The 21407-nt window shown below is 62.6% G+C and carries 29 protein-coding genes and 2 tRNA genes; 12 read left to right on the top strand and 19 right to left on the bottom strand.

Annotated features, from left to right (window positions below):
• The first annotated feature begins 224 nt into the window (after window positions 1–224).
• Entirely contained in the window at window positions 225–404 is a 180-nt protein-coding gene (locus Harman_RS01600) for a DUF7317 family protein (protein ID WP_137682076.1), read from the top strand.
• A 47-nt stretch (window positions 405–451) separates the two neighbouring features.
• Here the strand turns inward: Harman_RS01600 and Harman_RS01595 are convergent, their stop codons facing one another.
• The 8 genes from Harman_RS01595 to Harman_RS01560 all read right to left on the bottom strand — a co-directional run bounded on the left by Harman_RS01595 (window position 452) and on the right by Harman_RS01560 (window position 5623).
• On the bottom strand, window positions 452–721 hold the full coding sequence (locus Harman_RS01595) for a DUF7314 family protein (protein WP_137682075.1): 270 nt from the start codon (window positions 719–721) through the stop codon (window positions 452–454).
• A gap of 10 nt (window positions 722–731) precedes the next feature.
• On the bottom strand, window positions 732–1031 hold the full coding sequence (locus tag Harman_RS01590) for a DUF7315 family membrane protein (protein WP_137682074.1): 300 nt from the start codon (window positions 1029–1031) through the stop codon (window positions 732–734).
• Between the two features lie 106 nt (window positions 1032–1137).
• On the bottom strand, window positions 1138–1902 hold the full coding sequence (locus Harman_RS01585) for a cytochrome bc complex cytochrome b subunit (protein WP_137682073.1): 765 nt from the start codon (window positions 1900–1902) through the stop codon (window positions 1138–1140).
• A 4-nt stretch (window positions 1903–1906) separates the two neighbouring features.
• On the bottom strand, window positions 1907–2710 hold the full coding sequence (locus Harman_RS01580) for a cytochrome b (protein WP_058996093.1): 804 nt from the start codon (window positions 2708–2710) through the stop codon (window positions 1907–1909).
• A 3-nt stretch (window positions 2711–2713) separates the two neighbouring features.
• On the bottom strand, window positions 2714–3580 hold the full coding sequence (locus Harman_RS01575) for a Rieske 2Fe-2S domain-containing protein (RefSeq protein WP_137682072.1): 867 nt from the start codon (window positions 3578–3580) through the stop codon (window positions 2714–2716).
• 3 nt (window positions 3581–3583) lie between these two features.
• The gene (locus tag Harman_RS01570) at window positions 3584–4003 is read right to left on the bottom strand and encodes a DUF7318 family protein (protein ID WP_137682071.1); all 420 of its coding nucleotides are present in this window, start codon (window positions 4001–4003) and stop codon (window positions 3584–3586) included.
• Entirely contained in the window at window positions 4003–4659 is a 657-nt protein-coding gene (locus Harman_RS01565) for a halocyanin domain-containing protein (protein WP_137682070.1), read from the bottom strand. The genes Harman_RS01570 and Harman_RS01565 overlap by 1 nt, the downstream gene beginning before the upstream one ends.
• Before the next feature lie 64 nt (window positions 4660–4723).
• On the bottom strand, window positions 4724–5623 hold the full coding sequence (locus Harman_RS01560; RefSeq protein ID WP_137682069.1) for a DUF7319 domain-containing protein: 900 nt from the start codon (window positions 5621–5623) through the stop codon (window positions 4724–4726).
• 87 nt (window positions 5624–5710) lie between these two features.
• On the opposite strand from Harman_RS01560, the gene Harman_RS01555 reads away from it, so the two are divergent.
• Both Harman_RS01555 and Harman_RS01550 read left to right on the top strand, forming a co-directional pair.
• Window positions 5711–6193, top strand: coding sequence for a DUF7321 family protein (locus tag Harman_RS01555; RefSeq protein ID WP_137682068.1), 483 nt, complete (start codon window positions 5711–5713; stop codon window positions 6191–6193).
• Window positions 6194–6292: 99 nt separating this feature from the next.
• A complete protein-coding gene (locus Harman_RS01550) occupies window positions 6293–6802 on the top strand; it encodes a universal stress protein (protein WP_137682067.1) in 510 nt (169 codons plus the stop codon).
• 9 nt (window positions 6803–6811) lie between these two features.
• Here the strand turns inward: Harman_RS01550 and nth are convergent, their stop codons facing one another.
• Window positions 6812–7495: an endonuclease III gene (gene nth, locus Harman_RS01545; RefSeq protein WP_137683108.1), complete on the bottom strand. Its 684-nt coding sequence runs from the start codon at window positions 7493–7495 to the stop codon at window positions 6812–6814.
• A gap of 129 nt (window positions 7496–7624) precedes the next feature.
• Between nth and Harman_RS01540 the strand changes: the two genes are divergently transcribed.
• The gene (locus Harman_RS01540; RefSeq protein ID WP_137682066.1) at window positions 7625–8164 is read left to right on the top strand and encodes a GNAT family N-acetyltransferase; all 540 of its coding nucleotides are present in this window, start codon (window positions 7625–7627) and stop codon (window positions 8162–8164) included.
• Here Harman_RS01540 and Harman_RS01535 read toward each other — a convergent pair whose 3' ends face one another.
• On the bottom strand, window positions 8165–8620 hold the full coding sequence (locus tag Harman_RS01535; RefSeq protein ID WP_137682065.1) for a redoxin domain-containing protein: 456 nt from the start codon (window positions 8618–8620) through the stop codon (window positions 8165–8167). It abuts the gene before it with no gap.
• A 196-nt stretch (window positions 8621–8816) separates the two neighbouring features.
• Between Harman_RS01535 and Harman_RS01530 the strand changes: the two genes are divergently transcribed.
• A complete protein-coding gene (locus tag Harman_RS01530) occupies window positions 8817–9122 on the top strand; it encodes a PRC-barrel domain-containing protein (protein WP_137682064.1) in 306 nt (101 codons plus the stop codon).
• Here the strand turns inward: Harman_RS01530 and Harman_RS01525 are convergent.
• Window positions 9119–10585 carry a DHH family phosphoesterase gene (locus Harman_RS01525; RefSeq protein WP_137682063.1) on the bottom strand — a complete coding sequence of 489 codons (1467 nt, stop codon included), beginning with the start codon at window positions 10583–10585 and terminating at the stop codon, window positions 9119–9121. The genes Harman_RS01530 and Harman_RS01525 overlap by 4 nt on opposite strands.
• A gap of 154 nt (window positions 10586–10739) precedes the next feature.
• Here Harman_RS01525 and Harman_RS01520 point away from each other — a divergent pair.
• Window positions 10740–10813, top strand: a tRNA-Lys gene (locus tag Harman_RS01520).
• Between the two features lie 226 nt (window positions 10814–11039).
• Here Harman_RS01520 and Harman_RS01515 read toward each other — a convergent pair.
• Together Harman_RS01515 and Harman_RS01510 are read right to left on the bottom strand one after the other, a co-directional pair.
• Entirely contained in the window at window positions 11040–11831 is a 792-nt protein-coding gene (locus Harman_RS01515; protein WP_137682062.1) for a YihY/virulence factor BrkB family protein, read from the bottom strand.
• Window positions 11832–11935: 104 nt separating this feature from the next.
• On the bottom strand, window positions 11936–12376 hold the full coding sequence (locus Harman_RS01510) for a GNAT family N-acetyltransferase (RefSeq protein ID WP_137682061.1): 441 nt from the start codon (window positions 12374–12376) through the stop codon (window positions 11936–11938).
• An 87-nt stretch (window positions 12377–12463) separates the two neighbouring features.
• Between Harman_RS01510 and Harman_RS01505 the strand changes: the two genes are divergently transcribed.
• Window positions 12464–12688: a hypothetical protein gene (locus Harman_RS01505; RefSeq protein ID WP_137682060.1), complete on the top strand. Its 225-nt coding sequence runs from the start codon at window positions 12464–12466 to the stop codon at window positions 12686–12688.
• A 291-nt stretch (window positions 12689–12979) separates the two neighbouring features.
• On the opposite strand, the gene guaB is transcribed toward Harman_RS01505, so the two are convergent.
• Entirely contained in the window at window positions 12980–14464 is a 1485-nt protein-coding gene (gene guaB, locus Harman_RS01500; RefSeq protein ID WP_137682059.1) for an IMP dehydrogenase, read from the bottom strand.
• 412 nt (window positions 14465–14876) lie between these two features.
• On the opposite strand from guaB, the gene Harman_RS01495 reads away from it, so the two are divergent.
• The 4 genes from Harman_RS01495 to Harman_RS01485 all read left to right on the top strand — a co-directional run bounded on the left by Harman_RS01495 (window position 14877) and on the right by Harman_RS01485 (window position 17157).
• A complete protein-coding gene (locus Harman_RS01495) occupies window positions 14877–15764 on the top strand; it encodes a DUF5794 domain-containing protein (protein WP_137682058.1) in 888 nt (295 codons plus the stop codon).
• A 38-nt stretch (window positions 15765–15802) separates the two neighbouring features.
• The gene (locus Harman_RS01490; RefSeq protein WP_137682057.1) at window positions 15803–16030 is read left to right on the top strand and encodes a DUF5795 family protein; all 228 of its coding nucleotides are present in this window, start codon (window positions 15803–15805) and stop codon (window positions 16028–16030) included.
• 54 nt (window positions 16031–16084) lie between these two features.
• Window positions 16085–16265: transfer RNA gene (locus Harman_RS21200), tRNA-Trp, on the top strand.
• Between the two features lie 211 nt (window positions 16266–16476).
• Entirely contained in the window at window positions 16477–17157 is a 681-nt protein-coding gene (locus tag Harman_RS01485; protein WP_137682056.1) for a carbonic anhydrase, read from the top strand.
• 2 nt (window positions 17158–17159) lie between these two features.
• Here Harman_RS01485 and Harman_RS01480 read toward each other — a convergent pair whose 3' ends face one another.
• Both Harman_RS01480 and Harman_RS01475 read right to left on the bottom strand, forming a co-directional pair.
• Complete coding sequence (locus tag Harman_RS01480; RefSeq protein ID WP_137682055.1) at window positions 17160–17453, bottom strand: chorismate mutase; 294 nt, start codon at window positions 17451–17453, stop codon at window positions 17160–17162.
• On the bottom strand, window positions 17450–18328 hold the full coding sequence (locus tag Harman_RS01475) for a shikimate kinase (RefSeq protein ID WP_137682054.1): 879 nt from the start codon (window positions 18326–18328) through the stop codon (window positions 17450–17452). The genes Harman_RS01480 and Harman_RS01475 overlap by 4 nt, the downstream gene beginning before the upstream one ends.
• Window positions 18329–18471: 143 nt before the next feature.
• Between Harman_RS01475 and Harman_RS01470 the strand changes: the two genes are divergently transcribed.
• Window positions 18472–18909, top strand: coding sequence for a hypothetical protein (locus Harman_RS01470; protein ID WP_137682053.1), 438 nt, complete (start codon window positions 18472–18474; stop codon window positions 18907–18909).
• Between the two features lie 20 nt (window positions 18910–18929).
• Here Harman_RS01470 and Harman_RS21905 read toward each other — a convergent pair whose 3' ends face one another.
• The 3 genes from Harman_RS21905 to Harman_RS01460 all read right to left on the bottom strand — a co-directional run bounded on the left by Harman_RS21905 (window position 18930) and on the right by Harman_RS01460 (window position 21377).
• Window positions 18930–19064, bottom strand: coding sequence for a hypothetical protein (locus Harman_RS21905; protein WP_268812784.1), 135 nt, complete (start codon window positions 19062–19064; stop codon window positions 18930–18932).
• A 112-nt stretch (window positions 19065–19176) separates the two neighbouring features.
• Window positions 19177–20712, bottom strand: a complete 1536-nt coding sequence (locus Harman_RS01465) for a TrkH family potassium uptake protein (RefSeq protein WP_137682052.1) — start codon at window positions 20710–20712, stop codon at window positions 19177–19179.
• Window positions 20713–20954: 242 nt separating this feature from the next.
• Window positions 20955–21377, bottom strand: a complete 423-nt coding sequence (locus Harman_RS01460; RefSeq protein ID WP_137682051.1) for a hypothetical protein — start codon at window positions 21375–21377, stop codon at window positions 20955–20957.
• Between the last annotated feature and the right edge of the window lie 30 nt (window positions 21378–21407).

The raw sequence follows: 21407 nt of genomic DNA, 5'->3' as shown, positions 1-21407 counted from the left end.
CGTTTTCGTCTTCTTCCCGTTACTCGCGAACATCGGTAGTTGGCTATACTCAGAGCCCTCCGTATGCAGTCTGTTCCTCCCTCTATTCAAACCACAGCAATGTATAATTTTGACGCCATTTAGAATATGCCCATCCAATAAATAGCTATTTCTGCGAATGATTGGTCTGGTATATGCCGAAATAGTTTAATACTTCTACTGTATTTGTATCGTTGTAGACGAAGATGTCACACAGGTCCCTCACAACGGCACTGACGCTGTATCGCGGGAAAACACTCTCACTCGAAGAAGCAGCAGCGTATAGCGGGGTGTCACCAACAAAATTCGCGGCGGCGCTTGGTTCACGCGGGATTCAGGTACGCGACGAGGATCGCAACATGATTTCTGACCAGACGGCGAACTGAGACCGGCGTCAGGTCTACCCGTCGAAAAGAACGGTGTTACCCGGCCGTTACGCCGAGCGTTCGTTGAGGTACGTCTGGAACTCGCTGACCAGTGGGAGCACGACCCAGAAGGTCAGTGCGCCAAGAACTGCAAACCAGAAGAACGCATCGCCCATGAACAGCGCTATCTGGTCGAACACGGTCGGTTCCTCGATGGTAAGTTCGCCGGTGAGCTGTGCCCCCTCGAAACTCGGCGTGTTGTACCAGCCCTTGATGGTCATCCAACCCAGTCCGCCGACCATGAGGCACGCGAACCCCTTCATGAACTCGTCAGCCATTATCTGAACGTTAGGTAGCGTCGTCTTTAGACTTTCCCATTTCCTCGGTTCGGAACCGCGTCGAGAAGGCGTAGACGACTGTGCCAGCGAGGATACAGGCGATCCCGGCGATCCCGACCGGAACGTCGATTTCCGAGGCCGGTGCCGACGCCCGCTGGGTCGCTACGTCGACGAGGATGAATCCGGCGACGACGCTGACAACCGCAAACAGCGTCGAAAACACGGTCACAGCCTTGTAGACGCGGAGCGGGACCACAACGTCCCGCCGCTCGGATCCCTCGTCGGATCCCGCTGACTCGCGCTTTGTCATTGTCGAATACACGGACGGCAGCTACTTTACTGCGGCGAGACGGGTCGCTGGGACAGTGAGCGGAGCGACAGACGGTAAAAATGAAGCCGGCGGCGTTTTCGGCTGATTACTTCGGCGGTCGCAGCCGGTAGTACCGACGGTTGAGGTCGAACATGTATCCCTCGCGCATCGTCTTCAGCACCGCGTAGGTGATGGTCGCGCTGACGATGGGGACGAGGAAGGTGAGGTCAAACAGCAGGTGCGAGTCCATCGGGACGAGGTTCTTGATGGACAGCGCGGCGATGGTCAGGCTGAAGATGACGCCGGACATCCCGACCGCAGCCCAGAACGGCTGCTCAACGGGGCGTCGCGCCGAGCCCTTGTTCAGGAAGGGCACGATAGCGACGAAGCCGACGACCACGACGTTTGCCAACACACCGTAGGTCCGGTCAGCCATGAGCTTCGAGCCGCCGAGGATGCTCAGTTCGGGGTTCAGCGGGCCGAGCTTGAGCAGGCCAAAGGACCAGTAGAGATACCAGTCCGGCAGGATAATCGCCGGCGTCACGCTGGAGTTCGCCGGGTTCGGCATCTCCGGTGGGAGCGTCGCCGAGACGAACAGTATCATGCCCACGAAGAAAGATGTCAGCGCGATGTTGCGCATCATCTCGTGGGGCCAGGCTGGGAACGCGAGCACGTCACGTTCGACGTAGTCCGACTGTTGTCGAAGGTCCTGGTCTTCGCGGCGCGCCCGCTCGAAGTACTCGTAAGTCAGCCGGGAGAGCCCCTGGGTCCGCTCCTTGCGCTCGGACCACGCGGGAGTCTCGTCGTCCGGCGAGACGATACCGGTGCCGGAACCGTCCGTACGAACGTCGTCTGTGTCGTTGTCGCTCATAGTATTAGTGTGGTTCAGCGATCCCCTGCATCCAGACGATGCCGATGTGGACCGCGATGATGGCAGTCGTGATGAACGGCAGGAAGAACACGTGCAGGATATACATCCGCTGTAGCGTGGCCTGCGAGAGCGTGAACCCGCCGAACATTAGCTGTGCGACCCACTCACCGATGAGCGGGATAGAGAGTGACATCTCGACGCCGATCTGGCCGGCCCAGAACGACAGCTGGCTCCACGGCAGCAGGTAGCCCGTGTACCCGAACACCAGCGTCAGCGAGATCAGGACGATGCCGATGAGCCAGTTCAGCTCGCGCGGTTCCTTGTAGGCCCCGGTGAAATACACGCGGAGCATGTGGAGGAACACGGCGGCGACCATAATCTGGGCCGCCCAGCGGTGGACCGAGCGCAGGAAGTAGCCCAGGTTGAGCTGCCCCATGATGAGCATCACCGAATCGTACGCGACCGTCGGCGACCCGTCAGCGGCCGCAGCGGCCGGTGCGTAGTAAAAACCCAGTAATGCGCCGGATATCGCGGCGACGATGTATGCGACCGTCGAGAACGACCCGAGCGCATACAGTGGATACCAGTACCAGAACTTGTTGTCGAGGTTGTACTGTTCCGTGTGACTCTTCGGCATCTGCATGTTGACCTTGTAGTAGAGATCTTCGAGGATCTCCAGATAGTCAACGACGCGGAGCCGCCTGTCGAGCCAGATGAGCACGGTCAGGTACACCGATTCGATCGGCGTCAGCTCGCGCGATTCCATCCAGCCTTTGTGGTCGTGTTCGTCTTTGCGTTCGAGACTCATTGGTTACTCCGTCTGTGGGGGGCGTGGCAGCGCCACGAACGTCGATTGCACGGGACTGAACGGGTCGTACACTGATTGGTGGCACTGACAGTAAATAGCGTTTGCGCCGCCGAAGTTCGCGCTCCCTTCCTGGGTTTTGAATCCGGGCACACAGCAGAAGTGTGTGCACTTGTTCAGCCAGGCAATGAAGCCCTGATCGGTCGCCTCAGAGACGAACGACTGGACGTTCCCGGGGAGGTCCGCGTACTCGCCCTCGCCGTTGGCCATCTTCTCGACTTCGACTGACCTGATAATCTGTACCGGAGCGCCGTTACTTCCTTCGCTGTTGGTCCGCCAGACGACGCTTGCGGGCTTCCCGACGCCGGGGTCGCCGATGCCGTTGCCCCACTCCTGGTAGTCGTCGAACATGTCGACCGTGAGCGGTTGCCCGTCGTCGTACTCACCCTGCCAGGAGAAGGTCCCAGTGTCGTTGAGGAACGTGTTGTTCCGCTCGGATTGCGGGTAGATCGCCGCAGTACTCTGGATACCGCAGTACTGGAACCACTGCGAGGAGTAGTCGATACCGCTGCCACCGAAGTCCGACGCGACGGCCGCACCTGCGTTTTCGTCGTACTCCGGCCAGAGGCCGCTGATTTCGCCGCCGTTGATTTCGATTGGGATGATCGGCATCCCCCGTGGGGCTGGGCCGTCTGTGTTTTCGACGGCGACGAACGGGGTCGTCCCGCCACCTTCGCCGGCGGCGTCTGTCGTCGCGTCGACGGCTGCAGCGCCACCGACGCCGACGCCGGAGAGGGCTGCGCTTCCGACGACACCCTTTACGAAGCGACGACGGCCTGTTTCAGCCGGGTATTTGTCTTCATCAAGTGGCATATATTATTTCTTGTAGTATGGGTACACTGCGCGTTTGAATGTCTCTGCGAACTTGTCGCCGTCCGCCATTGTCTCTCCGTCAACGTCCTCCTGCCGGATGTAGAGGTCCTCCCACTTGCGACGGCGTTTCTTCACGATCATCACATCGGGGAGGAACTCCTTGCGGTACAGCAGCATGATGAACGCCAGGTCGATGAAGATGGCTGTCAGGACGCCACCGAGGAACATGTTGGCCTCGATGAGCCGCACCGTCAGCGTCGTGCCGATACCGGACGCCCACCCGGCGATCATGCCGTAGGTGAAGAGGCCGACGAGGCCGACCTGAATCACCGTCAGGAGCACGATTCCGACGGCGGCCGCTGTGCTCTCGCGTGGCGGTTCGTACCGGTGGATGTCACCATAGGTGGAGCCTTCGGACGCCATCAGTTGTTCCCTCCGCTGGTGTGTGGTGATTCACCGTACTTCAGCTGGAAGAACGTGAAGATGAGCGGAATGATGACTGCGAGCCCGGCTCCGAACCCGACGTAGTGGGGCTGAATCGGGACGCCGGCGTAGTGTGGGTCGACTTCGACTGGGCCGCCGCCGCCGATCGTCTGTGTCGGGTATTCCTCGCCGACAACGATAGCCCCCTTCATGTTGAGTCCTTCGTGGGGGACACAGAGGTACGAGTAGATGCCGTCCTCCTCGAATGTGTGTTCGTAGTTGACGCCGGCACTGGAGGTCGAACTACCCGAATCCAGCGGGCCGTCGCCGTCCGAGACGACGTTGTGGCCGCCGCCGTTGCCCGTCCATTCCCACTGGACGGTTGCGCCGTTGTCGACGTGGACGGCGGGCGGGCCGAACCCGTACGCGCCGCCGTTGGCCTGCACGCCGACCTCGACAGTTACTGTGTCCTGCCCGGTTGCGTCGACGGTCGACCCGTCGAAGTTCCCGACCGAATCCAGGAAACCGCCGTAGTCCGGGACGGTTTCGCCACCGCCACCGCCGTCCTCCTGTGCGGCGGCTGCGCCGGTGGCACTGAGGGTCGCCGCAGCGCCGGCGGCCCCCCCTGCTGTCCGGACGAACTCCCGTCTGTTCATATACGTTCTGGAATCAGGACTGAGTTTGTATAAACCCACCGAATACCACCCGCAGGAACCGTCATTACCCGGCTTCGTCAGTCTCGCCGGACCCGTCTTCAGACCCCGTATTCTGTGGGTCGAGGTCCGGAACGAACTCCGGCCGTTCGCCGTCCTCAAGTCCGATGGCCCGCAGTCTGTCCCGGTACTCCTCGGCGCGGAACGTGTCAGAGAGCCGCGCGTTTGCAACGGTGAAAAAGAGGACAAGAGAGACACCGATGAAGGCGACGCCAGCCACCACCAGCAGGGCGATGCTGGTTCCCCTGTTGCCGATGACCCCAGCCGTCGCTAGTACTGCCCCCGCAAGCAAGGCCAGGCCGGCGAGAAACTGCGTCCCGGCAATCGCCTGTAGCATCCAGTTGCCCAGTTCGCCGCCGCCCTCGGGGACTTCCTCCGGCTCGGGAAGCGGCCTGTCGGGGACCTCATCCGGTACGTCGTAGGACTCCATCGAACTCAGCGCGACAGTCGGCTTCACGTCGCGCATAACAGTTCCTTCCCCTTCCAGGCTCCCGTCAGGGTAGACGACTGCGTAGCCCTCGTCTGAGTACGCGAGTACGCGCGGCGGGTCCTGGTGGCGCTCGATGCGGGCGAACACGTCCCGGTTCGCCACCCGCGTCCGCAGGTCCCGCGTGACCCGGTCGAGCAGGTCGTCGCCGGTGATCCAGGAGTCCTCGTCGAAGGCCACGTCCCACTCCTCTGCGGTCATCTCGGCCATGTCAGCCGGGCCGAAGTTGTCGAAGTCGTACTTCTCTTCGACCTGTTTGCGGAGGGCCTCCGTATCGAGATCACTACCCTGCTCGCTCTCGTCGACTGCCGTACCGTTTCCAGCCTCGGTTTTGCCGGGTTCAGTTTCGGCGGAAACCGCGTCCGCAGGGGTGTTCCCGCGCTCGTCCTCCGTGGGAGACGTGGAGTCCGGGTCGGCCATTGGCCGGCTGTACGGACTGCGACGGCTTACAAGTTCTGACCTTCTGCATCCGGCAGTCTTTAGCGAGCACTGGCCCTAGGTCGGCCCATGGTGTCGGACGGCCTCGTAGCCACTGTCGTGTTACTGTCGGTGACGCTCAGTCTCCCCTGTTTCCTGTACGGCGCGTACTACATCATCGAAACCGAGCCGGTCACCTGGGACGTGCTTGTCCACCACCTGAAGTTTGTCGTGACCGGCCTGATACTGACGACCGTCCCGATGCTGTTGTGGATGGTGCCGCGGCTCCCGGACCAGCTGGGTGGCCTCTCGGCTGTCCACGCGATGCTCGGCCTCCAGGCGTACGCCCTGCTCGCTTTCGGTGGAACGGGTATCGTGCGCATCTTCCGCGCGAAACGGCAACACGACCTCTACAACGACTACGACGAGGACCTGCTGCTCGACGAAATCGGCGACGAGACGTTCAGTCACTGGCGCTCGCGGCTCCGCATCGGCGTGTTCGGCTACGTCATCTTCTGGCTGCTGGCGTATCTCGTCGGCGTGGCTCGGTACGCCCTCCGGTACGTGGCCTGAGCGCCGGTATCTCTGCATCGGCCGGCCCCCGTTCTCGGTTTCTGCGAACCGTCTCGATGTTTCATTATCGATGCTTGTCAATTTCTACCTGGAAGACCAATGTACGAACACATCCTCTTTCCGACGGACGGCAGCGACGGCGCGGGCGCGGCGTTAGAACACGCCAAGAACATCGCCGAGACCCACGACGCGACGCTACACGTCATGACCGTGCTGGACACGACATCGCCGCATATCGGGATGACTGCCGCCGGACCGGCGGCCGGTTCGACCGGGATGATAGCGGAGGAACCGAGCATGACAGAGTCGGGGATGGTCGGAGAAGACCACAGTGTCCAAGCGCACCTCCGTGAGCGGTCCGAGGCTATCGTCGACGCAGCGGTGGACGAGGTCGACACAGTGGAGACCGTTACGGCAGTCGAAAGCGGGGTCCCCCACAGCGCCATCCTCGACTACGCCGACGAGAACGATATCGATCTCATCGTGATGGGGACCCACGGACGGACCGGGGTCGGACGGTACCTGCTCGGCAGTGTCACGGAGAAAGTCGTCAGAACGTCGGACGTGCCGGTACTCACCGTCCGACTCGGTGACGGTGACGAGGACTGAAGGCGGCAGCTACCACGCCTCGCTGCTGGCGAGGTCGACCTCGCTGTCGCCCTTCTCGGAGGGACAGATGTCCGCGAGCACGCACGCATCGCAGTCGGCCGAGCGCGCGCCACACACCGCCCGTCCGTGGTCGATGAGCAGGTGGGTGAACTGCTGCCATTCGTCGCTCGGGACCACGTCGAGGAGGTCCTGCTCGATGGCCTCCGGGCGCTCTTCCTCGGTGAGTCCCAGCCGCCGTGCGATTCGCTGGACGTGCGTGTCGACGACGATGCCCTCGACGATGTCGTGGCCGTGCTGGAGGACGACGTTGGCCGTCTTGCGGCCGACCCCCGGCAGGTCGGTCAGCGCAGACATGGTATCGGGGACCTCGCCGTCGTGTTCCTCGGTCAGAATCTCGCCGATACCCTGCAGATAGCCGCCCTTGTTGTTGTGGAACGTGATGCCGTAGATGTCCTCGGCGAGTTGCTCCTCGCTAGCGGCGGCGTAGTCCTGGGCGCGCTCGTATTTCTCGAACAGGTCTTCGGTGACTTCGTTGACCCGCTCGTCGGTACACTGCGCCGAGAGGACGACGGCGATCAGCAACTCTAAGCGGTTGCTGTAGTTCAGCGAAATGGTCGAATCGGGGTATTCCTCGTGGAGTCGGTCGACGACCTCTGTTGCCTGTTCTTCGCGTGAATCCAGCGGCGTTCCCATACCGCAGAGCAGGGCTGGGATGCCTTTGGGGTGTCGTTCTGCACCGAGTGTCGTCGACAGGCGGTTACTCATGTTACCGACCCCCACACTACGACAACAGTCTTGTGTCAACTGTGTGTTCGTTCCGATATGCCCGGCCCAGTGTTCCTCCGCGGCGAAACGGTGGCGCTGCGGACGATAGAGGACGAGGACGTACCGTTCCTTCAGGAGACGGTCAACGACCCTGCCGTGCGCCACGGTCTCTCGGCATCCCAGCCGATGACAGAGCAGGCCGAACGCGAGTGGCTCGAATCCGAGACCGGGCTCGAATCGGAGAACGTCCATCTACTGGTCTGTGTCGACGGTGAACGGGTCGGTACGGTCGGGCTGATGGCCGTCACGACCCAGCCGGGAAACGCCGAAATCGGCTACTTCCTTTCACCGGAGGCTTGGGGGAACGGCTACGCGACCGACGCGGTCCGAACCGTCGTTGACTACGCCTTCCAGGCGCGTCGACTCCACCGAGTGTACGCCAAGGTGCTGGCCGGCAACGACGGATCCCAGCGAGTGCTCGAAAAGGCCGGCTTCGAGCGGGAGGGGACCCTACGGGACCACTGGTTCCGCGACGGTCGCCACGAAGACGTGTACCTGTACGGGTTGCTTGCCGATGAACTGGACCGCGGCGAGTAGCTACAGATCAGCGAGACCGCGAAGAATCGGGTCGAGGTCCGGCGCGCTTCCGTCCGGGTCGTCGAATACGGCTGCCGCCCGAACACGGCATCGCTGATCGACGACGAACGCCGCTCGCTGAACGCTCCCGTCCTGTTTTCGGACGCCGAACTGGTTGGCGACGCCGTGCGTATCGGCAAGCAGCGGGTATGGCAGCGACAACGCCCCAGCCAGCGACCGACAGTCGTCGATATCGGCCGGGAGAACACCAAAGACAGCCACGGCGTCCGAGACGCTCGCCCAGTCTGTTATGGCGAGTGAATCGAGGAGGCTCCGCGAATCGGGGTCGTCTTCGGGGACGAACGCCACAACTGCCGGCGCACGGGTCGTCGCGGCTGACAGCCGGTAGGCTCCGACACCGTCGTCTGCTGTCCCCTGCAGATCGAAGTCCGGGGCGGGGTCACCGGGGTCGAGCATACCGAATGAACGGGGAACCGGAGCAAAAGTCCCGCGGACCGCGCGAGCGGGGGCTACCTGTTCGGGGTCGGCAATACTGCGGATCAAAGGCAGTCCAGCAACTGGTATCCCGATCTGCGACGTGACTGTCACACCGAACCAGGCGATTGTTCACTCGCAAAGAAACTTTATAAGCCGCCCGACCAACCACCGTCGTATGGGAACGGAGAATCTGCCACAGGAGATTACAGCCCTCGTGGGTCGTGAGGTGTACTCGAAAAACGGCGTCTTTGTCGGTGAAGTCGAAGACCTGCGTCTGGAACTGGACCGCAAAGAGGTGACAGGGCTAGCGCTCCACCAACTCAACACGGAACTGTTCGACGAGGACGTAAACGCGGCCCGCGGAGTCATCATCCCGTACCGGTGGGTCCAGGCCGTCGGCGATGTGGTCATCGTCAGCGATATCGTCGAACGGCTTCGCCAGCCCGAGGCCGGCGACGAAGAAGAGGAAGTCCCCGCCTAGTTTCCGTTCGAACTCTCGCTACTGGAACTGTCGACGCCCATCGCCTCGAACAGTTTCCGCTTGACCGCTTCTTCGGTGAGTTCTAGCAGGGTATCTCTGTTGTCGTCGCTCGTATCTAATCCGGTGAAGATGCCAAGCGGTATCTCGACGCTGGCGTCGGTGGAGTGGCCCGCCGTCTCACCCATCTCGCCGAAGGCGTCCGACAGGACCTTGCCGATGTTCATCCGGATATCCTTCGAGCGAGCAGCGAGGTAGATGGTGTCGTCGGCGATGGCGAAGACGGCCGTCGTCGTAATCCCCTCCAGGTTCAGGAGGTGCTGGGCCGCCTGTGCCAGCGCGTCCCGATCACGGATGAACCCGGCGTTGGACACGAGGTGACTGCCCTGGACCTCGCGGTTCCGAATGGCCTCGGCGAGTACGTCCAGCGTCTCCGGGCTCATCGATGGCGATTCGACCTGTTCGAGCGTGTCGTGGTCGGCGAACGGATAGAGGTACGCCGCGGCGGTCAGATCCGCCGGCGTGGTGTCGCGCTTGAAATCCAGCGTCTCGGCGCGAATGCCGTACAGCAGCGCCGTAGCGACGCTCTGGTCGAGGTTGAGGTCCAGTTCCTGGATGTACTTCGTCAGAATCGTCGAGGTGGCCGAGATGTTCGGCCGGATATCGGAGAAGGCGGCGTCGTGTTCGAGTTCGTGTTCGTGCTCGTAGTGGTCGATAACGATATCGACCGACTCGATTTCCGGCTCGCCGCCCTTGGCGACATCGACCAGCGCGAACGTGTCGTACTCGTCGAGGTCCACGTCCTCGTTCGAGGTCAGTTCGATGCCCAGCAGGTTGACGAACGCCCGGTTCTCCTGGTGGCCGATCTCGCCCTCGTAGATGATGTCGGCCTCGATATCGCGGCTCGCAGCGATGGCCCGCAGTGCGGCCGCCGAGGCGATGGAGTCGGGGTCCGGCGACCGGTGAATGAGAATCGCCATGCGTTCCTCGGTCCCGTCGATAACATCCCCGAGCTGGGAGGCCTTGAACTCCAGTTCGCCTGTCTCCAGTGCCCGAAGGGCCGAGTCCGCGATGACCGCGGAGGGGTTGATGACCACGTCCGCGCCGAGTTCGGTGAGTTCGTCGGCCGAGACCGGGTCGTCAGCGCGGGCGACGACGAACTGCTCGCCGCCGGATTCACGGATGTTTCGCACCGCTTCTGCGTTAGCGTCCACGTCCGGGGACATGATGAGCACCACGTCGCGGTCGGCGACCGTCTGGGCGACGTCGGTTTCGCTGATGTCGGCCTGCTGTGCGTTGAGATCCTGGTCACGGAGCGCCTCGACTCGCCCCTCGTCGGCGTCGAGGATGAGTACGTCTTTCCCCTCCTCGACGAGTTCTTCCGCCACGGCGTGGCCAACACTCCCACACCCGAGGATGGCGTAGGTCGACATAGAGGCCATCGTGATGCCGCTGGCTGTACTCATTAGTGTCTGTATCGCTTGGCGTCGAGCCTCTTTAATGCCAGCTATTTCTACCGCTACCGCCCCGCCGAGCGGGGTGGGCGGCGTGAGACCGACCGACACGAGGCGGCCGAATGAAAACCTATTTTACCGGGCCGTCCAGAGGATTGAGTGCACTGGGCCGGTAGCTCAGTCTGGCAGAGCGACGGCCTCTTAAGCCGTCGGTCGAGGGTTCAAATCCCTTCCGGCCCGTTTTCCTGCGAACGAATGTGTGCAGTGAAAACGCCCGAAGGATTTGAACCAGGAGGTCGCGCACAGCGAAGCGAGCACGTCCGACCGTGGTTCAAATCCCGTGCAGTTCGTTTTGGGACGAACTATCTGTGAGGAGCAAAGTGGTTATCGAGCGGAGTTGAACGATAGAACGAGCGAGCGAAAGGAGCGCAGTTCCCGGATTTTCGGCGGGTTCACCCCCACAGACTCAGCTACTCACGTCGTACAGGTCGTCAGTGTCGGTGGCAAGGACGGCGTTGACGACGACGCCGACCATCAGCACAATCGCGGCCACGTACGTGCTCGTGAGAATGAGAATCATTCCGCTGAGGACGCCGTAGATCGCGTACTGACCGGCGTTGACGGCGAAAAACTGAATCGCCGCGTGGAGGACGGTCCAGCCGAGAGCGGTTGTCATCGCGCCTGGCAGCGCGTCGGTCGGCGTACTGGCGACGCGAGACGGAACGAAATACAGGGGCACCAGCGTCACGGTCAGTGCGACAAACAGGGCGGCGAACCCGGCGATTACGCTCAGAAGACCGGTCGCAGAGACGGACAGGACCACGCTCTGGGCGATAATGACGAGAATCGTGGCCGAGAGCGTCGCGAGGACGGTCGCGGCGTCGTACACCTGCCGTCTGAGGGGGCGTTCCGTTGCCGCCTCGGTACGCTCGACGACTGTCAGGAAGCCGACGGCGACGTTGGCCCCGCTCCAGGCCAGGACGCCGACGGAGAGTACAGTCGCCGCTGTCCGTCCCGAGGCCGTCGTCAGCCCCTCGTACAACAGTTCCTGTGTATCGGGGGTGAGAAACTGTGCCTCTGAACCGGAGACAGCGCCGACGAGCTGCTGGCCGAAGACGACGAGAACGAGCAGGAGGACCGGCATCAGCGAAATGAACGCGTAGTACGCCAGCGAGGTCGCGATATACCTGATGTCGCTCTCGTATGCGATGCGAGCGACCGTCTTCGCGGTGGCTACCCACTCGGTTCGTCGCAACATACCATGGGAAGGGGCGAATCAGGGAAACATGTTTGTACTGAGACATCCGGCTACGCCGTTCAATTCGGTGGAGACGGCGGCTGCCAGCCCGCTTTGAGAACCGCTTACCCGTCCAGCCGCTTGCGCATCTCGACGTGGGGGATACCGGCCTCCTCGAACTCGTCGCTGACCGTCTCATAGCCCAGCTGCCGGTAAAACGCCTCGACCCGAGTCTGTGCGTGGAGTTTGAGTTCCGACACATCCTCGTCGCGAGCGGCGTCCTCGACGGCCCGCATCAGTGCCGAGCCGACGCCGGCGTCACGGTGTGACTTGCGGACCGCGACCCGTTCGACCTTGCCGACTGTCTGCTCTGGAAACCGAAGCCGAGCGGTCCCGACCGGAGACCCCCCATCCCGGGCCAGAAATTGCACAGCGTCCGGGTCTCTGCCGTCGAGTTCCTCGGCCTCTGAGACGCCCTGTTCCTCGACGAACACCGCCGTTCGGACGGCCGTCGAACCCTCGGAAAGGTCGTTCCAAGTGCCGACCTCGATTTCGTAATCGCTCATGACCGTCCCTTGGGGAGGGGTGCCCGTATGTGCTGCTACTGGGAATCGCCGAAACCGTCAACACAGACCCGGGTGTAGCAGGGATGTATGACGTACGACTACGCCCGCGACCACGAGCACGAACTGTCGGCGGAGTATCTGTACGCCTCCGATGCGGAGGTCCTAGGCATCTACGAATCCGACGACACCCTACAGGTCGACGTGGCGGTCATCTGCCCCGAGTGCAGCGAGACGCTGACGCTGCAAACCGCCGTCGGAAAAGTCACTTCCTCGGGGACCGAACTGCCGCTGGACGAGGACTACTACGACTGATACTGTTGGACGTAACTTCGTTAAGATATTCGCCACCCCGGGGTGGCGAAATTCTTGAAAGGCTTATGTCCGACAGTATGGAGCCCGCTGAGAGGTCGCAATAATTTTTGTGTCGGCGTGAGTACGGCCGCCCGCTATGTCCGACTTCGATACGTACGAGTGTGCCAACTGCGATGAATCGTTCAAAGCCTTCCCTGACTCGAACGCGGCACAGAAGGAAGCGTGTAGCCCGGCCTGCGAAACGGCACTGTAGTCGGTTGCGGATCTATTTTTCTGTGGGTCAGTGCGTCGTTAGCTGTCGGGGCTGTAGTTGGGCGCTTCGTCCGTGATCATCACGTCGTGTGGGTGGCTCTCCTGCTGTCCGGCCGCGGAGACACGCACGAACTCGGCGCGCTCCTTGAACTCGGGAATCGTCGCCGCGCCGACATAGCCCATACCGGACTGCATCCCACCGACGAGCTGGTGGAGTTCGGAGGCCAGTGAGCCTTTGTACGGCGTCGCGGCTTCGACGCCTTCGGGAACGAACTCCTCGCCCTCCTCGTCGTCTTTGAGGTAGCGTTCGCCGCCGCCCTCGTTCATCGCACCGACGCTGCCCATGCCGCGGTACTGCTTGTACTTCTTGCCGTTCATCGTGATGACGCGGCCCGGTGCCTCATCGGTCCCGGCGAAGTACGAACCCAGCATCACCGCGTCCGCACCGGCGGCGATGGCCTTGATGGCGTCGCCGGAGTAGCGGATGCCGCCGTCGGCGATGACCGGCACGTCGTGCTGGCTCGCCACGTCGGCGACCTGTGAGACGGCGGTGATCTGTGGCATGCCGGCGCCGGTGACGACGCGGGTCGTACAGATGGAGCCGGGACCGATACCGACCTTGACCCCGTCGGCGAAGTCGACGACGGCCTCGGCGGCTTCCCGGGTCCCGATGTTGCCGACGACCACGTCGGCGTCGACCTCGGCCTTGATCTCGCGGGCGCTCTCGATGACATTGGCGTTGTGGGCGTGCGCGCAGTCGATGAAGAGGATGTCAACGCCGGCCTCATCCGCGACCTGGGCGCGATCCATCTCGAAGGGGCCGACGGCGGCACCACAGCGCAGCGAGCCGTCGTCCGCGCGGGCGGCCTGGTCGTACTCCCGTCGCTGGAGAATCCCCTGCATCGTGACCAGCCCGACGAGGCGGTTCTCGTCGTCGACGATTGGAACGCGCTCGATCTTGTGGTCGTACATCAGCTCCAGCGCTTCCCGTGGGGTCACGTCCTCGGGGGCGGTGACGACTTCGTCAGTCATCGCGTCCGTGACGGCGTCGTCCTCACCGACCTCCAGATACGGCCGGATGTCCGTCCCGGAGATGATACCCAGTACTTCGTCGGTGTCGTCATCGACGACAGGCGCGCCGGAGACGCCCTGGCGCTCCATCATCTCGTCGACTTCGCGGACAGTCTGGCTCGGGCTGGCCGTCACCACGTCGCGGATGATGAGTTCGTCGGCGCGCTTGACCCGCTCGATCTCGGTCGCCATCTCGTCGGCGTTCATGTTGCGGTGGAGGACGCCGAGACCGCCCTGTCGCGCCATCGCAATCGCCATGTCGCTCTCAGTGACGGTGTCCATCGCCGCGGACAGCACCGGAACGGTCAGCTCGACGGATTTCGACACCCGTGTCGCGGTGTCCGCTTCGTCCGGCTCGACGCGGGACTCCTTGGGTCTGAGGAGCACATCGTCGAACGTCAGCGCCTCCGGTACTCGGAGCTTCTCTGAGAAAGGCTCGGAATCGTTCGCCATGTAATTCGTCAAGGACGGCCCGGCAAAAACGTTGCGAGACTCGACGCTACGTGGGGTTTTATGCCACACTCTCTCGGGGACGACTGTCCGGAATCCGACCGATGCTACCTCATCTGTCATGCATTTCTCCCCATGGTGGGACGTACGTCCACAAACGGCGGCCGATTCCGGAGAAACGGTGCCGTGTGTGGCCAGTTCTCACGCAACGGTTATGTGTGAATGAAGGATAATTATAAACATGCGACTCACCGAACTTGCGCGGAACGGCACTGCCCGTCAGACGACGCCAATAGCGTCGGGCAACACAGTGTTCACGCAGTTCGGTAAACAGTTCTGGCAGTTCTGTCGTGTCCGTCAGGACCGAGCGAGAACCCCCCGACGGGAGTTGGGTTACGCTCGACCGTAACACGACATGAGTATCTCCAGACACCCGATTGCACTCGACATCGAGCAGCAGGTCGGCCGCGGCGGCCGACTCCTCGCCACTGTCATGGGCCTCCCGCTCGTCGACGGCATCTTCCCGGTGCTCGTCCTTGCGGGGGCGCTGTCGACCTGGACCGGCGTCCTCGAAGTAGGCTTGCTCGTCTTCGGCGGTTCGGCCACGGTCGCCGTCGTCCTGGCCGAACTCGAAGGCGGCCCCCGACAGCAGGCCCGCTCCGTGCTCATCATCGGGGCCGTCCTGCTACCGGTCGCCCTCATTGAGGCGGCGCTCGCGCCGACGATAGCCGGTATCGTCGAGTTGGCGACCCTCGAACGGTTCGCCGGCCTCGTCATCCTCGCTATCGCCGCACAGACCGCAAGCGCCCGTATCGGCGAGTACCTGCCGCGGCCGGCCGTCATCGTCCTGCTGGGGCTGCTGGGGAGCCTCGACCCCGCCGGTGCGACGCTGGTCACTGCCATCGAACCCGGCGTCTTGCTCCGTGCCGCTGCCACCACCGGCGTCGGCATCGGTTTCGCCCTCGCGGTCGCGCTGGCGAGCCCGTGGCTCCGCAACGCCGTCGACATCGACCGCTTCCGCTTCGGCAGCGCCGTCGCGCTCGGCGTGCTCGCCCTCTCGGTTCTCGGCGTCATGCCCACCGACGCTCCCGTGGCGCTGGCCGTCCTCGCCGTCACGGCGCTGCTGTCCTTCGACCCAGAGAACGCCCGCACGCGCCACACGGAGTACCGCCCCGACGCCGTGGATCTCACCGCCGCCTTCTCCGATGGCGGCGCGTCCCAGGGTGTCGCCGCCGACGAGCAGACCGACGACGGGGCCGCCGTCGAGTACGAACCCGACCAGGAACGCGCCCCGTGGCTCTGATGGAGAACTTTTAGGCCCGTCAGGCCCGGCCCTCTGGTATGGGAGATAACCGCGTTGTGCAGGGGCGGATGCAGACCCCCGAGAGCCTGGCCGAACTCATCGAAGGCGAGAGCGTCATGGACGCCGAACCGATCGAAGATGCTGCCGACGACTGCCCGGAATGCGGCGAGAACGTCATCTCCGTAGGGTATATGCCCTCTGCCATGGAGTTTGTCACCGGCTACAAGTGCCAGGAGTGTGACTGGTCTGACACCGACCGCGACTGACTGCCGTCTGCCAATCGAAATCCCTTTATCAGGGCTGGGCATACGCCGGAGTGCGGGGTCGTGGCCTAGTCCGGGAAGGCGGCTGACTCCAGAGGCCACGCGCCTGGGACGACACTCCAAGGGCTGATATACTGAGCGGCCGGCTGATCACCGGCTCGCAACGATGACCCTCTGGAGTTCCGAGGCGCAGGACGGAGATATCAGCCGATCGGGGGTTCAAATCCCTCCGACCCCATTCCCTTACTCAAATAACTACAACCGCAAGACAGTAGTGCGTCTCATCCTTGTACTGGCAGTTTGTGGTGGTGGCGGGCTCCGTTATTTGAAATCATCTGGATAGATGCTACAATAGATTGATAAACTCTTTCGGCCCCGACAGAAGACTGTGCGCAGTCACCACTGCACCAGCCCAATGAGTTTACTTCATGGCGGGTATCTGCCCACGCATGAGTCAGCTCCTGTACGATTTACTTGCCGGAAACGCCGACCACGCGGCGGCGTTCCGGGACCGGTTCGATAGCGTCCAGCACTCGCAAACGCCGGACGCTGTCACGGTCTGTTGCTCCGATTCGCGTGTCCTGCAGGACCACATGTGGGGCAACGACGAACCGGGCCACCTCTTTACGTGTAGCAACATCGGGAATCGAGTCATCCAGCGGACTGCATCCGGCGAGGCGGTGTCTGGCGACGTGTTGTATCCGATCGAACACACGATGACTGAAACCGCCGTTGTCGTCGGGCACACCGGCTGTGGCGCGGTGACGGCGACCTACGACGACCTGACGGACGGGCTCGACGAACCGGCGGGCATCGAGCACTGTCTCAGCGTTCTCAAACCGCACCTCGCGCCCGGAGTGGAACTGCTCCCCGATGATATCGAGCGGGCGGACGCTATCAATCGACTCGTCGAATACAACGTCGACAGACAAGTCGAATTCCTCAGCGATAGCGACGACGTTCCCGATGCGGTCGACGTGTTCGGCGTCGTCTACGATTTTCAGGACGCGTACGACGGCCAGCGGGGTGAAATCCACGTTATCAACGTTGACGGCGAAACCGATGTCGACACGCTCCGAACAGCACATCCTGATATCGATTCGCGGATCAACCGTCTCTGGGCGTACTAGTACTACCGGGATTCACGCTGTTCGACTTTGTTCAGTTCGATCAGTAACCGGAAAATCGCTTTCACGAGATTCGCGTCGACATCGAACTGCTCAGCGTTGTCGCCAGCGCGGTCCATCACGGCCTGTTCCTGCTGTTCGTCAGTGGTCGGCAGTCCCTTCTCGTCTTTGACCTGTGCGATGGTATCGGCCACGTAGGTTCGCTGTGCGATCTTCTCGACGATCTCGCGGTCGATAGTCCGGATTTCGTCGCGCAGTTCGTCCAGCGACATGTCCTCTGGGTTCGGGTTCGTGCTCATACTGTGTGTGTTCCCTCGGTTTGTGTCGTCGTCAGCCAGGTCTCGCCGGGTCGCTCGTCCCAGGCGTCCTGTACGGCTTCGAGCGCCGCCCGCTCACCAACGGCGGTAAAGGACGGCCCCGTCCCGGACAGCGAGACGCCCTCGACGTGCTGGAGCGCGTCGAGTACCGGGTCCGTCTCGAAATCCAGTGCGGCGGAGAACGCGAGGCCGTTGACCGTCATCGCTCGCTGGTAGTCGCCGTCGAGCGCGAGGTCTTCGACGAGGCGGGCCATCGGTGCGATCTGTCGACAGCGCTCGACATCAGCGTCGGCGCTGAAGGACTGTTCCGGCGGCGTCCAGACCAGCACGTCCCAGTCGATTTCCTCGCGGGCCAGAAGCGCGTCGTCTTCGTTGTCGGTGACGGTGACGCCGCCCAGCATCGACGCCGAGGCGTCGTCGAAGGCCCCGGTGACGGTGACGCCAACGTCGCGGGCGGCCATGACGCCGAGGCGGGCCATGTCCTCCCGGCTCATCCGCTCGGTCGCGTCGAGCGCGTCGAGCGTCGCCATGACGGTCGCGTTCGCGGCCGCACTGGAGCTTTTGAGCCCCGAGGCCATCGGGACCTCGCTCTCGGTGCGGACAGTGCCGCCGGAGACCGCCGGCACGCCCACGTTCTGTGGGCCGCCGTGGGCGTCGATGACGTACTCGACGCAGCGCTCGATGAGCCGCGTGTCGGCGTCCGGCACATCGGCGACCTCGCCGGTGACGCCCTCGGTCTCGGTCGAGAGCTCGACGGTGGCTGTCGTGTACTCGTCGATAGCAAACGCCGCGCCGCGGCCGGTCGCCAGCGCGTTGAGGACCGTCCCTGCTGCGGGCGCTGCTGCCTTCCCTTCCATCGACGTGTACTCCCTCGCCGACCTATTTACTAACTGCGATACCCTGTGTGGGATCGGTTTACCGCGGCAGTCGCGCCGCTAGTGAACCAATTAAGACGGGCGACGCTGTACCGGCCGATTCGAACGGGGTCAGCATACGAGAAATGAGTGTCAGTGAAACGTTGCGGGGACTTGCGGCGGGCATCGCCGTCCTGGGCTACGTCGCGCTGTTCCTGTTGCTGCGCTTTCGGTCGGTTCCAGCGTCCGTTTTCGCCGGAGTTGCAGTGCTTTCGACCGCTGCGCTCGTCGCCGCCGGTGGCCGGCCCGCGTTTCGGCAGCTCCTGGGTCGGGGCCCATCGACAGATGCTGAGACACCCGGCTGGTGGCTCGCTCGTGTCGAACCAGCGGTCGAAGACGCTTGGAATGCGTACGCGGACCTCATACTGACCGTCGGGCTGTGGGCTATCACCGTTGGGGCCTTTGGCCGACTCGCGACCTACCCCGGAGACGACCCGCCGTTCGGACTCGTCACCGTCGGCTTCCTCTCGATGGTCTGTGGACTCATCTCGCTCGGGTTTCTCATCGATTCAAGATACGAGTAGCCGCCGCAGTACTGGCTCGTTCAAGCCGGGAACAGGAGATAGGGGACGATGAATAGCAGCAGGAACATGAACAGGAGGATGAGGCCGTAGCCTGCGAGCGTCCCGGCGGCTGTCAGCCAGGCCGGATGGTCGAACTGAGCAGTGAGCGGTGCCATATCAGGACTGTCTGCCGGGGAGAGTATAGTGATTTGGGACGGGGCCTGGGCCAACAGATCAAACAACTATAACAAACAGCTAGCCAGGGGCACCAGAGGGGCGAGTGTCTGGTTACTCGTTCCAGAACGCCCCGGTGAAAATCACCAGCACCGGAATGATCTCCAGTCGGCCGAGCCACATCAGGAAGATCATCAGTAGCTTGCTGGTGTGTGGAAAGTCGGTGTAACTCCCGAACGGGCCAAGGAAGCCAAAGCCCGGGCCGATGTTGCCGATGGTCGCCAGGCTCGCGCTCATCGCCTCGAACACTGTCAGTTCCAGCCCGACCCGCCCTGCATCGAGCAGCAGCACTACCGTCGCTACACCGAGGGTCAGCAGATACACCAGCGTAAATCCGTATATCGCGGTCACAGCGTTTTCGTCGATGACCTGCCCGCCAAGTCGAACGGGCTTGACGGCGCTGGGATGGGCCGTGGTGAACAGTTGCCGTCGGATGCCCTTGAACACGACGAGCCAGCGGACGATTTTGATACCGCCACCGGTCGACCCCGCGGAGCCGCCGATGAACATCGCAAACAGCAGGACGCCCTTTGCGGTGTTGCCCCACTGTGCGAAGTTGCTCGTCGCGTATCCGGTCGAGTTCAACAGCGACGCGACCTGGAACGTCGCTTGCCGAAGCGAGTTCTCCAGTGCGCCCTGAGTAACGCCGCCGAGTTCCAACGGCGGAGCGGACCCGGTAAAGAGCAGCCCCCAGAGGATGACGGCCACGCCGGCGTTCGCACCGAGATACGCCTGGAGTTCGCGGTCCTGCAGGAAGGCGGCGTAGTCGTTCTGCAACAGGAGGTAAAACAGCGCGAAGTTCGTCCCAGCGACGAGCATGAACGGAATGATGACCCATTGGATAGCCGGAGAGAACGCCGCGATGCTTTCCGCCTGCGGGGAGAATCCGCCGGTCGGTAACGTGGAAAATCCGTGGGCGACAGCGTTGTACGCGTTCATGTTTGGAGCCAGCGATGTCTGGCCGAGGACGAGAAGGATGAGGACGAGCAGCACCGTAAATCCGAGATAGAACAGCCACAGTAGCCGCGCAGTCTCGGCTATCTTCGGGGTGAGCTTCTGGAGTTCGGGACCGGGCGCTTCCGACTCAATCAGTTGCGCACCGTTGACCGCTGCTTCGGGGAGGATAGCGACCATCAGGACGATGATACCCATGCCGCCCAGCCACTGGGTGAGCTGTCGCCACAGCAACAGCGCGTGGGAGTGACGGGCGAAAGATATCTCATCGGTGACCGTCGCCCCGGTCGTCGTGAAGCCCGACATCGACTCGAACAGCGCGTGCACAGGATGGCCCAGTGCCGACTCAGTCCCCCAGCCCGCGATCATGTAGGGTATTGCGCCGACGACAGCGACGGCCCCCCACGAGAGGGCGACGAACAGGAGCGCCTCGCGCGGGCCGAGGTCGGGGTCGGGGCTGAGTCGTTCCAGCGTAAGCCCGATAGACACTGTGACCGCGATAGAGACCAGAAACGTGACGATATCCTCCCCGTAGAGGAGACTGATAGCCAGCGGAACGAGCATCGTCACGGCCAGATACTTGAGTACTGTGCCGGTGAAGGCGACGCTCTGTCGCCAGTCGACGCGAACCGACATCACTGCCCTCCAACCATTACCTCACGGTGTCACTGCCGACCGGAAAAAGCTCTCGTTCCGCTGTCCGATCTCCGCACCTCGGCCTAGAAACGGAGATTTCCGATATGTAATTTCTGGTTCGGAGGGTGTATATTTACGTCGAATTCTAAATGCGGAGTTCGGTCGATACCGTCTTGTTATTCACTTCTTCAGACGGCGTTTGAACCGGAACGGCACATTCATCGGGCACGGCATCGCCTTTTTCAGGCGTGGCCCTGCTCTTTTGCCCCGTCGCGGATCTTCTTCGACCGCTTGCGGACGCGTGACGCGTACCGCTCGATCTTCTCCGGTTTCTCGCCGTAGAACGACGCCGCCCAGTGGACATCGACCCCGTCCTGCGTGAGGAAGTAGGCGACGAGCGTATCGCGGCCGGCCTGGATAACCGTCGGCGGCACGCCGCGTTCGCCGGTTCCGGCTTCCTGGAAGCCGTTCGCGTCGAAGTACACGTCAGCGTACAGCGTCGCCATCTCGGGGTCGTCGAACTTGACGCCCTGGTGGTCCGGGGCCTCGAAGCGATACCGGACCTCGCCGTCGGCTGTGGTCCACTCGACGATTCGAACGCCGAGGATGTACTCACGATACGTCTCCATGTCCGTTACTGTGTTCGAGTTGTCGGTCTGCGCCATTATGGTAAAATTGGGGAGTTCGTGTGTTCA

It is taken from the genome of Haloarcula mannanilytica (genome assembly GCF_005406125.1).
GTDB classification, from domain to species: Archaea; Halobacteriota; Halobacteria; order Halobacteriales; family Haloarculaceae; genus Haloarcula; species Haloarcula mannanilytica.
The sequence above is the reverse complement of the archived record's forward strand: the minus strand, read 5'-3'. Positions and strand labels throughout refer to the sequence as shown.